The sequence below is a fragment of the Streptomyces sp. NPDC053513 genome, from assembly GCF_044544765.1.
Classification (GTDB): domain Bacteria; phylum Actinomycetota; class Actinomycetes; order Streptomycetales; family Streptomycetaceae; genus Streptomyces; species Streptomyces litmocidini.
Window position 1 is genome coordinate 47,108 of record NZ_JBITXP010000021.1, and the last position, 12,799, is coordinate 59,906.

The 12,799-nt window shown below is 74.0% G+C and carries 10 protein-coding genes; 6 read left to right on the top strand and 4 right to left on the bottom strand.

What is annotated here, in order from left to right:
- Positions 1 to 165: 165 nt before the first annotated feature.
- Both ACIGW4_RS28560 and ACIGW4_RS28565 read left to right on the top strand, forming a co-directional pair.
- Positions 166 to 3,306, top strand: coding sequence for an AfsR/SARP family transcriptional regulator (locus ACIGW4_RS28560; RefSeq protein ID WP_399583635.1), 3,141 nt, complete (start codon positions 166 to 168; stop codon positions 3,304 to 3,306).
- 212 nt (positions 3,307 to 3,518) lie between these two features.
- A complete protein-coding gene (locus tag ACIGW4_RS28565) occupies positions 3,519 to 3,728 on the top strand; it encodes a hypothetical protein (RefSeq protein ID WP_123459042.1) in 210 nt (69 codons plus the stop codon).
- 254 nt (positions 3,729 to 3,982) lie between these two features.
- Here the strand turns inward: ACIGW4_RS28565 and ACIGW4_RS28570 are convergent, their stop codons facing one another.
- The gene (locus ACIGW4_RS28570; protein ID WP_399583639.1) at positions 3,983 to 4,630 is read right to left on the bottom strand and encodes a hypothetical protein; all 648 of its coding nucleotides are present in this window, start codon (positions 4,628 to 4,630) and stop codon (positions 3,983 to 3,985) included.
- Between the two features lie 115 nt (positions 4,631 to 4,745).
- Positions 4,746 to 6,320 (bottom strand): FadD3 family acyl-CoA ligase, encoded by a 1,575-nt coding sequence (locus tag ACIGW4_RS28575; RefSeq protein WP_398712600.1) that lies wholly within the window; start codon positions 6,318 to 6,320, stop codon positions 4,746 to 4,748.
- 89 nt (positions 6,321 to 6,409) lie between these two features.
- Here ACIGW4_RS28575 and ACIGW4_RS28580 point away from each other — a divergent pair, with 89 nt between their 5' ends.
- From ACIGW4_RS28580 to ACIGW4_RS28590, 3 genes are read left to right on the top strand one after another with little or no spacing between them, the layout of a single operon-like run.
- Positions 6,410 to 7,552, top strand: a complete 1,143-nt coding sequence (locus ACIGW4_RS28580) for a lipid-transfer protein (RefSeq protein ID WP_123459040.1) — start codon at positions 6,410 to 6,412, stop codon at positions 7,550 to 7,552.
- Between the two features lie 7 nt (positions 7,553 to 7,559).
- Positions 7,560 to 7,991, top strand: coding sequence for a Zn-ribbon domain-containing OB-fold protein (locus tag ACIGW4_RS28585; RefSeq protein ID WP_123459039.1), 432 nt, complete (start codon positions 7,560 to 7,562; stop codon positions 7,989 to 7,991).
- Positions 7,988 to 8,764, top strand: coding sequence for an enoyl-CoA hydratase/isomerase family protein (locus tag ACIGW4_RS28590; protein WP_398712501.1), 777 nt, complete (start codon positions 7,988 to 7,990; stop codon positions 8,762 to 8,764). The genes ACIGW4_RS28585 and ACIGW4_RS28590 overlap by 4 nt, the downstream gene beginning before the upstream one ends.
- 171 nt (positions 8,765 to 8,935) lie before the next feature.
- Here the strand turns inward: ACIGW4_RS28590 and ACIGW4_RS28595 are convergent, their stop codons facing one another.
- Positions 8,936 to 9,538: a hypothetical protein gene (locus ACIGW4_RS28595; protein WP_399583643.1), complete on the bottom strand. Its 603-nt coding sequence runs from the start codon at positions 9,536 to 9,538 to the stop codon at positions 8,936 to 8,938.
- 125 nt (positions 9,539 to 9,663) lie between these two features.
- Between ACIGW4_RS28595 and ACIGW4_RS28600 the strand changes: the two genes are divergently transcribed.
- Positions 9,664 to 10,359: a hypothetical protein gene (locus ACIGW4_RS28600; RefSeq protein ID WP_399583646.1), complete on the top strand. Its 696-nt coding sequence runs from the start codon at positions 9,664 to 9,666 to the stop codon at positions 10,357 to 10,359.
- Here ACIGW4_RS28600 and ACIGW4_RS28605 read toward each other — a convergent pair.
- Positions 10,356 to 12,779 carry a PQQ-binding-like beta-propeller repeat protein gene (locus ACIGW4_RS28605; protein ID WP_123459036.1) on the bottom strand — a complete coding sequence of 808 codons (2,424 nt, stop codon included), beginning with the start codon at positions 12,777 to 12,779 and terminating at the stop codon, positions 10,356 to 10,358. The genes ACIGW4_RS28600 and ACIGW4_RS28605 overlap by 4 nt on opposite strands.
- Positions 12,780 to 12,799: the final 20 nt, after the last annotated feature.

Genomic DNA, 12,799 nt, shown 5'->3' on the forward strand with positions numbered 1-12,799 from the left:
GCCTTCACGGTAGCGCCGATCTGACGCCCCGTCAGCTATCGGGGACCGGAACGACCGGGTTGACGGCGTGCAACGGCTTCACAACGACCGACCCGATGCTGACGGACTCCCTCCGGACAAGGCAGACTGTCCTGGGCGAAACCAGCGGCAGCGGCAGGGGGAGCGATGGACCGTGAGAACGGGCCGCGAGTTCCGGCACAGCGGGCTCCGAAGCCGGGCCCGGAGGCTCCGGTGGGTGAAATGACGGCTGTCGACGGGATCGCGGGCACCGGCGCGCACCCGGACACGGGCGCCGGCACGAGCACAGCCAAGGGCACAGCCACGAGCACCGCCAGGGGCACCGGCACGAGCACCGCCACCAGCCCGGACGCCGCCACCGGAACCGCCACCGGCACCAGCAAGGGCTCCCCCGGCGCGCTCCGCTTCGGCGTGCTCGGCCCCGTCCGCGCCTGGCGCGACGGCGAGCCCGTCCCCACCGGCTCCCCGCAGCAGCGCGCCCTGCTCGCCGCGCTGCTCCTGCGCGGCGGCCGCACCGCCACCGCGCACGAGCTGATCGACGCGCTCTGGGGCGAGGAACCCCCCTCCCAGGCGCTCGCCGCGGTCCGTACGTACGCCTCCCGGCTCCGCAAGGCCCTCGACCCGGACGTCCTGGTCAGCGAGTCCGGCGGCTACGCGCTCCGCACCCCCGCCGACGCGCTCGACGTCACCGCGGCCCAGGAGCTCGCCGCCGAGGCCGAGAAGCTCCGCGCGGCCGGAGACCGGGCGGGCGCCCGCGCGCGGCTCGCCGAGGCGCTCGACCTGTGGGACGGCGAGGTGCTGGCCTCCGTGCCCGGCCCGTACGCCGAGACCCAGCGGACCCGCCTGGAGGAGTGGCGGCTCACCCTCCTGGAAACCCGCCTGGACATCGACCTGGAGGTCGGCGCGCACGCGGAGGCCGTCTCCGAGCTGACCGCGCTCACCGCCGCGCACCCCCTGCGGGAGCGGCTGCGCGAGCTCCTCATGCTGGCGCTCTACCGCAGCGGGCGGCAGGCGGAAGCCCTCGCGGTGTACGCGGACACGCGCCGGCTCCTCGCGGACGAACTGGGAGTGGACCCGACCCCGGAACTCTCCCGGCTCCAGCAGCGCATCCTCCAGGCCGACGCCGAGCTCGCCCGCCCGGTGGAGGAGCCGGCCCCCGCCGCCGCACCCGTGGCCCGGCCCGCCCAGCTGCCCGCCACCGTCCCCGACTTCACGGGCCGGTCGTCCTTCGTACGGGAACTGGGCTCGCGGCTCGCCACCGCCGAGGGCTCCGTCATGGCGGTCTCGGCGCTCGCGGGCATCGGCGGCGTCGGCAAGACCACGCTCGCCGTGCACGTCGCCCACGAGGCCCGGCCGCACTTCCCCGACGGCCAGCTGTACGTGGACCTCCAGGGCGCCGGTTCGCGCGCCGCCGCGCCGGAGACGGTCCTCGGCTCGTTCCTCCGGGCCCTGGGCACGCCCGACTCGGCCATCCCGGACTCGCTCGACGACCGGGCGGCCCTGTACCGCTCGACGCTCGACGGCCGCCGGGTCCTGGTCCTCCTGGACAACGCCCGCGACGCGGCCCAGATCCGTCCCCTGCTCCCGGGCACGGCGGGCTGCGCGGCCCTGGTCACGAGCCGCATCCGCATGGTCGACCTGGCGGGCGCGCACCTGGTGGACCTGGACGTGATGTCGCCGGAGGAGGCGCTCCAGCTCTTCACCCGCATCGTCGGCGAGGAGCGGGTCCAGTCGGAGCGGGAGGCGGCCCTGGACGTGGTCGCGGCCTGCGGCTTCCTCCCGCTGGCGATCCGCATCGCGGCGTCCCGCCTGGCGGCGCGCCGGACGTGGACGGTCTCGGTCCTGGCGGCGAAGCTGGCGGACGAGCGGCGGCGCCTGGACGAACTCCAGGCGGGCGACCTCGCGGTCAAGGCGACCTTCGAACTCGGCTACGGCCAGCTGGAACCGGCCCAGGCCCGCGCCTTCCGGCTCCTGGGCCTGGCGGACGGCCCGGACATCTCGCTGGCGGCAGCGGCGGCGGTCCTGGACCTCCCCCTGTGGGACACGGAGGACCTCCTGGAGGCCCTCGTCGACACGTCCCTCGTGGAATCGGCGGCGCCGGGCCGCTACCGCTACCACGACCTCGTCCGGCTCTACGCGCGTGCGTGCGCGGACCGCGACGAACAGCCCCCGTCGGAGAAGGAGGCGGCGCTCTCGCGCCTCCTGGACTTCCACCTCTCGACGGCGGCGAGGGTGTACGCGATCGAGCGCCCCGGCGACCGGCTGGTCGACCACCTGGAACCGACGTCGTACGAGGGCCTGACCTTCACGGACCGCCACGAGGCCCAGGACTGGCTGTACGCGGAGGCCAACTGCCTCCTGGCCTGCGTCCGCCAGTCGGCCGCGTCCCCGACGACCCTGCGCCGGGGGGTGGACCTCCTGTGGGCGTCCCTGGACCTGGCGGAGTCGGGCGCGAACTCCAGGGAGTACGAGGCGGTGGCGACGGTGCTGCGGGAGGCGGCGAGCAAGGCGGGTGACGTCCGCACGGAGGGCCGCGCGGCGCTGACCCTGACGTACGTCCAGCACGTGTCGGGCCGCTTCGACGAGGCCGACGGTCACGCCCACGAGGCGATGGACCTCGCCTCCGCGACGGGCGACGGTCTTCCGCTGTGCTGGGCGGCCAACGCCCTGGGCATCATGGCCCTCTACCAGGGCCGGAACGCCGACGGAGAGCGCTTCCTCACCCAGGCGACGGCGGCGTTCCGGTCCTGTGACGACGCGGCCGGCGAGGCCAGCGCCCTGTGCAACCTCTCCCGGATCCACCTGGCCATGGGACAGACGGACATCGCGGTCGAACTCGCGCAGCGAGGAACCGACATGTACGACGCCATGGGCCATTCCCTCAAAGGCGCCAACGGTCGCTACGCGCTCGGGCTCGCGCTGACCCAGAGCGGGCAGCTGGACGAGGCGGCGGCGCGGCTCACCGAGGCCCTGGAGGTGTTCCAGGACAGCAGGCAGCGCCTCTGGGAAGGCATGTCGCTCTTCCGGATCGCCGAGGTGGACATCGCCGCTCATCGGTACGCCCAAGCCGCGGCGAACTCCGAGATGGCCCTGGCCATCCTCCGGGGAGTGGGCGGCGAGTGGCGTCGCGGGCAGGTTCTCGTCGTTCTGGGGCGCGCGCTGTCCGGCATCGGGCAGCACGGACGGGCGCGGGTCTGCTGGCAGGAGGCCCTCGACATCTTCGTGGAGCTGGGCTCGCCGGAGGAATCAGAGGTGCGGGCCCTCCTGCTGGAAACGGCTGCGGCCTGACCACTGAGCTGCCCGTTCATCGTTCGTTTATGGCGGTGGGGCAGTCTTCTCTCATCGATCCGCCGCGTCGGGGGGCAGACGGGTCGATGGTACGGCCGTCACACCGTCGCACTAGGGTGAACGGCTCCGAGTGGGCCCCCCGGCTGTCCACGGGGGAACGGCTGGTAGGGCCCACTCGCCCCATCCGAAGTCATTTACGGGAGTTGATCAGAATGGCCGACCTGAACCCGACGAACCCGCTCGCCGCCGGCGAAGAGATCGTCAGCAAGAACATGCACGCGACGGACGCTCCGCTCACCGACGCCGTGGCCGAGAAGCTCGGCATCAGCGGCAACATGCACGCCACCACGGAGCCCATCGACGGCAGCGCCGGCACGGCCACCACCGACAACATGCACGCCACGACCGAGCCGGCCAACTAAGCCACTCCCGACGGGGAACGGCACCGGCGGCGACTTCGGGGGAGCTGCCGGGGCCGAAAAGGGAGGTCCGGTCGACGGGGGAGCACACGGGCTCGGGGGACACCCGACGGCACCAGGGGGGAGCCGTCCGGGCAGGGCCCGTGCGCAACGCGATCGGACCACCGCACCACGGAGGGGCCGGGCAGATGCCCGGCCCCTCCGCCTTTTCCCGTGCGGCTCGCGCGCCCCGTGGCCGGGATCGTCGTCCTGGCCCGTCAGCGGGCGTAGGAGCCGAGGCCGACGAGGCAGTAGACGTACTGGCTGATGGTGGTGCCGTTCATCGTGTAGCGGTGGGAGAAGGCGTACTCCGTCTTCGGGTTGGTGTTGCACCGGTTCATGTCGGAGGTGAACGGGAAGGTCTGGATGACCTTGTAGTGGGCGTCGGACGCCGAGCACGGCACCTCCTCGACGCCGCTGACGCTCTGCGCGGTCTCGGAGTTCGGGAGGGTGCCGTTGAGGCAGGTGCCGTTCTCGTAGGGGTCGGGCTCCTTCTCGGTGGGGGTGGTCACGGGGTCGCTCGGGAAGGGCTCGTACGAGAAGGTCGGCATCGGGCCGGGGCCCGCGCTGCCGGAGCCGTCGTCCTCGTCGTGGTTCAGGAGGTACGAGCCGCCGACGAGGGCGCCGATGACGGCGAGCGTGACCAGGCAGCCGAGGCCGCCGGACTTCTTGGGGGCCGCGGGGGCCCCGGCGACCGTGATGCGCAGGTACACCGTGCCGTCGCCGAGCCTCGCCGCGACGAGTTCGCCGTGGCGGCAGGGGCGGACGGTGAGGTGGGCGGGGCCGGACGGCAGCTGGACGGTGAGGACGACGCCCCGGGCGGCCTGCTGCGGGGTGAGCGTGAGGGGGATCTCTTGCGTCGACACCGGCTGCTCCTGGGGTGGGGAGAGGCGAAGGGCTGTCCATATGACGTGTGGCTGAAGGGAGTTGGTTGCACCTGTCGATGCCGGCTCCGCCGGTGCGTCAGTGTTGCCGGTGCCGTCAGGGGCGTCCGTTCCGGCGGGCTTCCGGTCGTGCCCTCAGTTCTCCCTTCACCACCTTCCCGCTCGCGTTCCTCGGCAGTTCCTCCACGAACTCGACCTCCCTCGGCACCTTGTAGTTCGCCATCTCCCGGCGGGACCAGGCGATGACGTCGTCGGCCGTCAGGGTCGAACCCGGCCGCCGGACCGCGAAGGCCTTGCCGACCTCGCCGAGGCGCGGGTCCGGGACGCCGATGACGGCGACGTCCGCGATGTCGGGGTGGAGGCCGAGGAGCTGCTCGATCTCGGCCGGGTAGGCGTTGAAGCCGCCGACGATGAACATGTCCTTCAGGCGGTCGGTGATGCGGAGGTTGCCGGCCCCGTCCAGGACCCCGACGTCTCCCGTGTGCAGCCAGCCGTCCGCGTCGATCGCCGCCGCCGTCGCCTCCTCGTCCTCGAAGTAGCCCTTCATCACGTGGTGGCCCCGGACCAGGACCTCGCCGGAGTCGGAGAGGCGGAGTTCCGTGTCGGGGATCGGGCGGCCCGACGTCGTGGCGATCGTCTCGTCGGGGTCGTCGCGGCGGCACATGGTGACGATGCCGCTCGCCTCGGAGAGTCCGTACGCGGTGAGGACCGTACTCACGCCCAGCTCGGCGCGGAGGCGTTCGACGAGCCGCAGCGGGACGACGGCCGCGCCCGTCACGACGAGGCGGAGGGTGGAGAGGTCGTGCGCGGGGCGGGCCGGGTGGTCCAGGAGGGACTGGTGGAGGGTGGGCGGGCCGGGGAGGACGGTGACGCGCTCGGCGGCGACGTTGGCCAGGACGGTGTCCACGGTGAAGACGGGCTGGGGGACGATCACCGCGCCCCGCATGAGGCAGGCGAGGACGCCGGCCTTGTAGCCGAAGGTGTGGAAGAAGGGGTTGACCACGAGGTAGCGGTCGCCTTCCCGGAGGCCGGCGAGCTCGGACCAGATCGCGTAGCAGCGCAGGGTCTGGGCGTGGCTGATGACGGCGCCCTTGGGGCGGCCGGTGGTGCCGGAGGTGTAGATGATGTCGGAGGGGGCGTCGGGGTCGATCGCGGCGGCCCTGGCACGGACCTCGGCGGCCGGGACGGTGTCCCCCTCCGCGAGGAAGGCCTTCCAGGTCGTCCAGCCCTCGTCGTCGGGAGCGGTTTCGCCCAGGACCACCACCCGCTCCAGGTCGGGGAGTTCCACGCCTGCGCGGCGCAGGGAGGCCACGTACGAGGTGCCGAGGAAGGTGCCGGTGACGAAGAGCAGCCGGGCGCGGGAGCGCTGGAGGACGTAGGCGGCCTCGGTGCCCTTGAAGCGGGTGTTCAGGGGGACGAGGACGGCGCCGGCGGTGACGGCGCCGAGGGCGGAGACGATCCAGTCGAGGGTGTTGGGGGCCCAGATCGCGACCCGGTCCCCGCTGCGTATCCCGGTGGCGAGGCAGGCGGCGGCGGCCCGTTCGACGCGCTCGCCGAGTTCGGCGTACGTGACGCGGACGCGGCCGTCGACGACGGCCTCGCGCGGTCCGTGCCGCTCCGCCGCCGCCCGTACGAGGCCGGGGATCGTGCCCCACTCCAGGTCGCCGCGCATGCCCATGACCACCCTCCCTATAGCTGACTATCCGTCAGATTAGTTGTAGCCTGACGCGCTGTCAGCAGTGCTGCCCATGAGGAGGTTCGGTGCTCAAGGACGCCACGGCCATCGTCGGGATAGGACAGACCGCCTTCGCGAAACAGCTCCACGAGACCGAGAAGACCCTCGCCTGCCGGGCGATCCTCGCCGCTCTCGACGACGCCGGGATCGACCCCGGCGAGGTCGACGCCTTCGCCTCGTACACGATGGAGGAGACCGACGAGGTCGAGGTGGCGAAGGCCGTCGGGGCCGGTGACGTCACCTTCTTCAGCAAGGTGGGGTACGGAGGAGGAGGGTCCTGCGCCACCGTCGGGCACCTCGCCGCCGCCGTCGCCACCGGGCAGGCGAGCGTCGGCGTCGCCTGGCGGTCCAGGAAGCGGGGCTCGGGACCCCGCCCCTGGAAGAACACCGCCGTCCAGCTGCCCACCCCCGGCCAGTGGACCCGCCCCTTCGGCCTGCTCCGTCCCGCCGACGAGATCGGGATGCTCGCCCGCCGCTACATGCACGAGTACGGCGCCACCCGCGACCACCTCTTCAACGTCGCCCTGGCCTGCCGCAACCGCGCCAACCAGAACCCCGCCGCGATCATGTACGAGCGGCCGCTGACCCGCGAGATGTACATGACCGCCCGCTGGATCAGCGAGCCCCTCTGCCTCTTCGACAACTGCCTGGAGACCGACGGCGCCCTCGCCTGCGTGATCGTCTCCGCCGAACGCGCCCGCGACTGCCGGCAGAAGCCCGTCTACGTGCACGCCGCCGCCCAGGGCCTGCCCGCCCAGCACCACGGCATGGTCAACTACTGGAACGACGACCCGCTCTCCGGGCCCGCCTGGACCGCCGCCCGCCACCTGTGGAAGCAGGCCGACTTCGGCCCGGACGACGTCGACGTCGCCCAGATCTACGACGCCTTCACCCCGCTCGTCCCGCTCTCCCTGGAGGGCTACGGCTTCTGCGGCAGGGGAGAAGGCGGCGCCTTCACCGAAGGGGGCGCCCTGGAGATCGGCGGCCGGCTGCCGGTCAACACCGGCGGCGGCGGGCTCTCCGAGGCGTACGTGCACGGCTTCAACCTCATCAACGAGGGCGTGAAGCAACTCCGCGGCACCTCCACCGCCCAGGTCCCCGACGCCGCCACCTGCCTGGTCACGGCCGGCGAGGGCGTCCCCACATCCGCCGTCCTGCTGCGCGCCTGAGGAGCTGATGACCGTGCTGAACCCCGTCGTCGACGAGGACGGCGCCCCCTTCTGGGAGTACGCCGCCCGGGGAGAGCTCCGCGTTCAGGCCTGCGCCGCCTGCGGCGAGCTCCGCTTCCCGCCCCGCCCCTGCTGCCCGCACTGCCGGTCCTTCGACAGCGAGTGGCGGCTCATGTCCGGACGCGGCCGGATCTGGTCGTACGTCCTCCCCCACCCGCCGCTCCTGCCCGAGTACGCCGCCCAGGCCCCGTACAACGCGGTGCTCGTCGAGCTCGCCGACGCCCCCCGCATCCGCCTCGTCGGCAACGTCGTCGCCGCCCCCGACGCCCCCCTGAACTCGGTCGACCCGGCCCGGCTGCGCATCGGCGCCGCCGTACGGGTCGCCTTCACCGAGGTCGACGGCGTCACCGTCCCCCGCTGGCTCCTGGAGCGCTCATGAGCATCCGCGTCGAACGCGACGAGGAGACCGGCGTCGCGGTCGTCACCCTCGACCGGCCGGAGAAGCACAACGCCGTCACCCTCGGCATGGCCCGCGAACTCGGCGCCGTCTGGCGGGGGTTCCGGTACGAGGACGAGGTCAGGGCGATCGTCGTCACCGGCGCCGGCGACCGGGCCTTCTGCACCGGGATCGACCGGGAGGACGCCGGCAGGATCCCGCAGCCCTCCTCCCCGTACACGATCGACGACCCCCTCCTCACCCTCGGTCCCAAGGCCAACGACCTGTGGAAACCGGTGATCGCCGCCGTCGAGGGCATGGCCTGCGGCGGGGCCTTCTACCTGCTCGGCGAGGCGGAGTTCGTCATCGCGGGCGAGAACGCCACCTTCTTCGACCCGCACACCACGTACGGGATGGTGTCCGCCTTCGAGACCGTCCACATGGCACGGAAGATGCCGTACGGAGAAGTCGCCCGGATGGCCCTCATGGGCACCGCCGAACGGGTCTCCGCCCGGCGCGCGTACGAGACGGGGCTGGTCTCCGAACTGACCGGGCCGGGCGGCGCGCTCGACGCCGCGCGGGCGGCCGCCGCCGTCATCGCCTCCCACCCGACCGAGGCCGTCCAGGGAACCGTACGGGCACTGTGGTCGGTCGACGGGGCCGCCCGCGCCCAGGCCCTCGCCCACGCCCCGCACCTGGTGGCGCTCGGGAACCTGCCGCCGGACCGGCAGGGGGAGCTGTTCACCCGAAGGAGTGGCGGTCACCGGCTCCGATAGCGGGCCGGTGAGTGCGAAGGCACCGCCCCGAGGACCGCGCCGCCGCCTTCGACGTCGCCACCGGCCGCGAGGCCGGCGCCCCGGTCCCGGACGCGGAGCACCTCCGCACGACGCCGACGCCGACGCGCCGGAACCGAGGGGCCGATCCGCTGGAACCGACGGACCGGACGGTCAGCTGCTCGGGGGGGCGCTCGCCTCCCTGCGCACCTCGTACACGTGGCAGCTCTTCACCTGGCCGACGTTCCCGGGGTTCTTCATCGGGACGTCGTAGATCCTGCCCGCCCCGCTCACGACGCCGACCACGATCTCGCCGCTGTCGGCCCGCGAGCCGTCGGCCCGCTCGAACTCCAGGACGATGCGGAAGGTGCCGCTCACCCCGGTCTGCGGCATGACCCGCACCGTCGCGGTGGTGTCCGCCTTGCCGGCCCGCTTGCCCTTGCGCTTCTTCTCCGCGGGCTCCACGCAGTCGACCACGTCGACGACGACCTCGGCGTCCGTCGCGGTCGGGGCCGGCGAGGCAGTGGCCGTGGAACCGGCCGAGCCGTCGTAGTCCTCGTAGTCGTCGTTGCCCTGCTCGTCGCTGGAGCAGCCGCCGCCCGAATCGTCGTCGTCGGAGTCCGAGTGGCTCCGGCTCTTCCCGCTCTTGCTCTTCCCGCTGCCGCTCTTCCCGCCGCCGCCACTGCTCCCGTGACCGCCCTTGCCGGTGTGGAAACCGGTCAGCGCGAGGACCACCACCGTGAGCGTCGCCGCGAGCTTCACGCGCGTCCGTACCATCGCCGGCTCCGTCCTGTCTGTCGTGTCCGCGCCACCCTAGCGCCGCCTCCGCGCCGCCTGGCGGGGCCCCCTCACCCGGCGTAGCGTCGGACACGAGGGCCGGACCCGCCGAGGAGGCCGCACCGATGATCCGCGACACAGCCGGCTCCGTCCTGGCTCTCGCCGGAGCGACGGCCGCCGTCTGGAGCCCCTTCCGTGCCTGGTACGACGGCCGTCCCGGACGTGACTACGCCATCGACGAGCTGTTCACCGGCATCACCGACGCGAAGACCGACCTCCTGGGCTCGATCCTGCTGCCCTTCGCCTTCGCCGCCCTCGTCACCCTCGTCGGCGTACTGCTCCGCTCCCGCCTGCTCGTCTCCGTCGCCGGGCTCCTCGTCCTCGGCTTCGCCGTCCTGTGGACGGTGCGGATCGGGCAGGTGGAGGGCGGCCTCGTGGTCGGCACCGACGGCAAGGGACTCGGCGAGGGGGTCGGGTACGCCTTCGGCGGCGCGGTCCTGCTGTTCCTCGGCGCGCTCGTCATGCCGGGCCGGCACCACGCCGCCGGGACGAGCCGGGTGGGCCGGGCCCCCCGGCACGGACACCCTCCGCTGGACGGCCCGCCGAGGGACCGGCCCCGGGCGGACCGGAGCCCGACGGACCGGGCCCCGACGGACCGGGCTCCTGCGGACGAGGGGCCGACGGGCCGGCCCCCCGCGGACGGGCCGCGGTCGGATCCGTCCTCCGCGGCCCCGACCCAGACCTACGACATGCCGACCTGGGACCGGGACCGGGACCGGGACGACGGCAGCCCGCCGCCCCCGCCGCCCCCGCGGTCCTAGCGCGCCGCCGCGCCCCTGCCCGTCGCCGTGCCCTTGGCCGCGTCGAGCGCGTACACGCAGCGGTCCTTGCTGCACGCGTACACGACCCCGCCCTTCGCCACCGGCGAGCCGGTGATCTCGCCGCCCGTGGCGAGCTTCCAGCGGAGCTGACCGCCGGTCGCGTCCAGGGTGTACAGGACGTGGTCGGCGGAGCCGAAGTGCACCCGGCCGTCGGCGACGACCGGGGAGCCGACCAGCTCGCCGCCCGCCGCGAACCGCCACCGGGGGGTACCGGTGACCGCGTCGAGCGTGTAGAGCGCGCTGCCGCTGCCGACGTGGACGTTGCCGTCGGCGACGAGCACCGGCTCGGCGGACTGGCGCGGCTCGGTCGCGATCCGCCAGCGGTCCTGGCCGGTGGTGGCGTCGAGGGCGTACACGGTGCCGAGGTGGTCCGAGAGGTACACCCCGCCGCCCGTGACGGCCGGTCCCGGCGCGAACGCGGGCGGGGAGAGGAAGACCGCCGGGGCCTCGAAGTGCCAGCGGACGTGCCCGGCGGCGATGTCGATCGACAGGACCCGGGTCCCGGCGGAGACGTACACGCAGCCGTCCTCGGCCGGGGCCACCCGGACCGGCACGTTGGCGCAGGAGGCGGCGTCGCCGATCGGGTACGACCAGCGCTCCACGCCCGTGCGGGCGTCGAGGGCCTGGAGCCGGGCGTCCCGCCACACGTACACGGTGTCGCCGTGCACGGCGGGCCCCGCCTCCGGGGTCTCGAAGTCGGTCTGCGCGCCGGTGAGCTCCCACAGCTTGGCGCCGTTGGAGGCCTCCCAGCCCTGCACCCCGCCGCCGCGCGTGCCGGTGACGACGGTGCCCCGGTCGACCTTCAGCGAGTACACCCAGGCGTCCGTGTGGAGCCGCCAGCGCTCGCTGCCGTCGCCGGCGTCGAGGGCGTACAGGGTGGGGCCGTCGGAGGCGTGGATGCGGCCCGAGGCGACGGCCATCGACCAGGCCACGTCCCGGGTCTTGAACTGGCGCCGGCCGCTGCCCGTGTCCAGGGCGTGCACCTCGAAGGAGGTCACGTACAGCAGGTCGCCGTCGACGACCGGGGTGCCCCACACGTCGTTCGACATCCGGAAGCGCCAGGGCCGCCAGTGGCCGGGCCCCGGCGGGGGCTGCGGGGCCGCCGTCTGGTCGGTGCCCTGCGAGGGCACGGAGGGGCGGGAGCCCTGCTGCGGGGCCTGCTCGGCTCCGTGCGGGCCGCCGCCGGGCGGACGGATCCAGCCGGTCGCGGGGCCCGCGTCGGCGCCCCGGCCGACGGCGAGCGCCGCCCGGGTGTCGGCGACCCGGGGGCCGGGGCCGATCGGCACGGTCGCGCCGCCGAGGCGCACGGGGCCGCCCGCGCTCTCGGCGGGACCGGCGTGCCGGCCGCCGACGGGCGCGTGCTCGGGCGCGCGCTCCGGTGCCCGCTCCGGGAAGCGGGGGTCGGGGCGGGGGCCCGGCGGGTCCGCCGGGGGCCGCGGCGGCGTCACCGGACCGGGCAGCTGGCGGCCGCCGCCGCGGCGCTGCTCGATCATGGCGGTGGCGCTCTGCGGCAGCCAGGCGGAGGCCGTGCCGCTGTCGTCGCTGCCGGGGCCGAAGAGGTGCGGGGCGAGCTGCGCCTGGAGGTCGGCCGGGGTGGGCCGGCGGCTGACGTCCATCTGCATGCAGGACTCGATGAGGGGCCGCAGCTCCTCGGGCAGGCCCTCCAGGTCGGGGCCCTCGCGGAGCAGCATGAAGACGGTCTCGACCGGGTTGGCGCCGTGGAAGGGCGCGTGGCCGGTGGCGGCGAAGACCAGCATGGAGCCCAGCGAGAAGACGTCGCTGGCGCCGGTGACGCTGCGCGAGTCGCGGGCCTGCTCGGGCGACATGTAGGCGGGCGTGCCCACGGCGACGTTGGTCATCGTCAGCCGTGTGTTGGAGACGCCGGACGCGATGCCGAAGTCGATGACCCGGGGGCCGTCCTCGACGACGAGGACGTTGGACGGCTTGAGGTCGCGGTGGACGAGGCCCGCGCCGTGGATGGACTGCAGGGCCTCGGCGACGCCGGCGGCGAGCCAGCGGACGGCCTGGGCCGGGAGCGGCCCGCACTCGTTCACTATCTCTTCGAGGGAGGGCGCCGGCACGTAGGCGGTGGCCAGCCAGGGCACGGCGGCGCGCGGGTCGGCGTCGACGACGGCGGCCGTGTAGAAGCCGGAGACCGCCCGGGCGGCCTCCACCTCCCGGGTGAAGCGGACCCGGAACAGCTGGTCCTCCGCGAGCTCCGTGCGCACGGTCTTGATCGCCACGCGCCGGCCCGAGGCCGAGCGCGCGAGATAGACCAGGCCCATTCCGCCCGCGCCGAGCCGGCCCAGCACCTCGAAGGGCCCGATACGTCTCGGGTCGTGCTGCGTCAGCTGTTCCACTTGCCTGCCACCTCCCCGTA

Coding starts and splice junctions, on each gene's coding strand:
- ACIGW4_RS28560 (WP_399583635.1), top strand. CDS start 166: ATGGACCGTGAGAACGGGCCGCGAGTTCCGGCACAGCGGGCTCCGAAG.
- ACIGW4_RS28565 (WP_123459042.1), top strand. CDS start 3,519: ATGGCCGACCTGAACCCGACGAACCCGCTCGCCGCCGGCGAAGAGATC.
- ACIGW4_RS28575 (WP_398712600.1), bottom strand. CDS start 6,320: ATGCGCGGCGACCTGGAGTGGGGCACGATCCCCGGCCTCGTACGGGCG.
- ACIGW4_RS28585 (WP_123459039.1), top strand. CDS start 7,560: ATGACCGTGCTGAACCCCGTCGTCGACGAGGACGGCGCCCCCTTCTGG.
- ACIGW4_RS28590 (WP_398712501.1), top strand. CDS start 7,988: ATGAGCATCCGCGTCGAACGCGACGAGGAGACCGGCGTCGCGGTCGTC.
- ACIGW4_RS28595 (WP_399583643.1), bottom strand. CDS start 9,538: ATGGTACGGACGCGCGTGAAGCTCGCGGCGACGCTCACGGTGGTGGTC.
- ACIGW4_RS28600 (WP_399583646.1), top strand. CDS start 9,664: ATGATCCGCGACACAGCCGGCTCCGTCCTGGCTCTCGCCGGAGCGACG.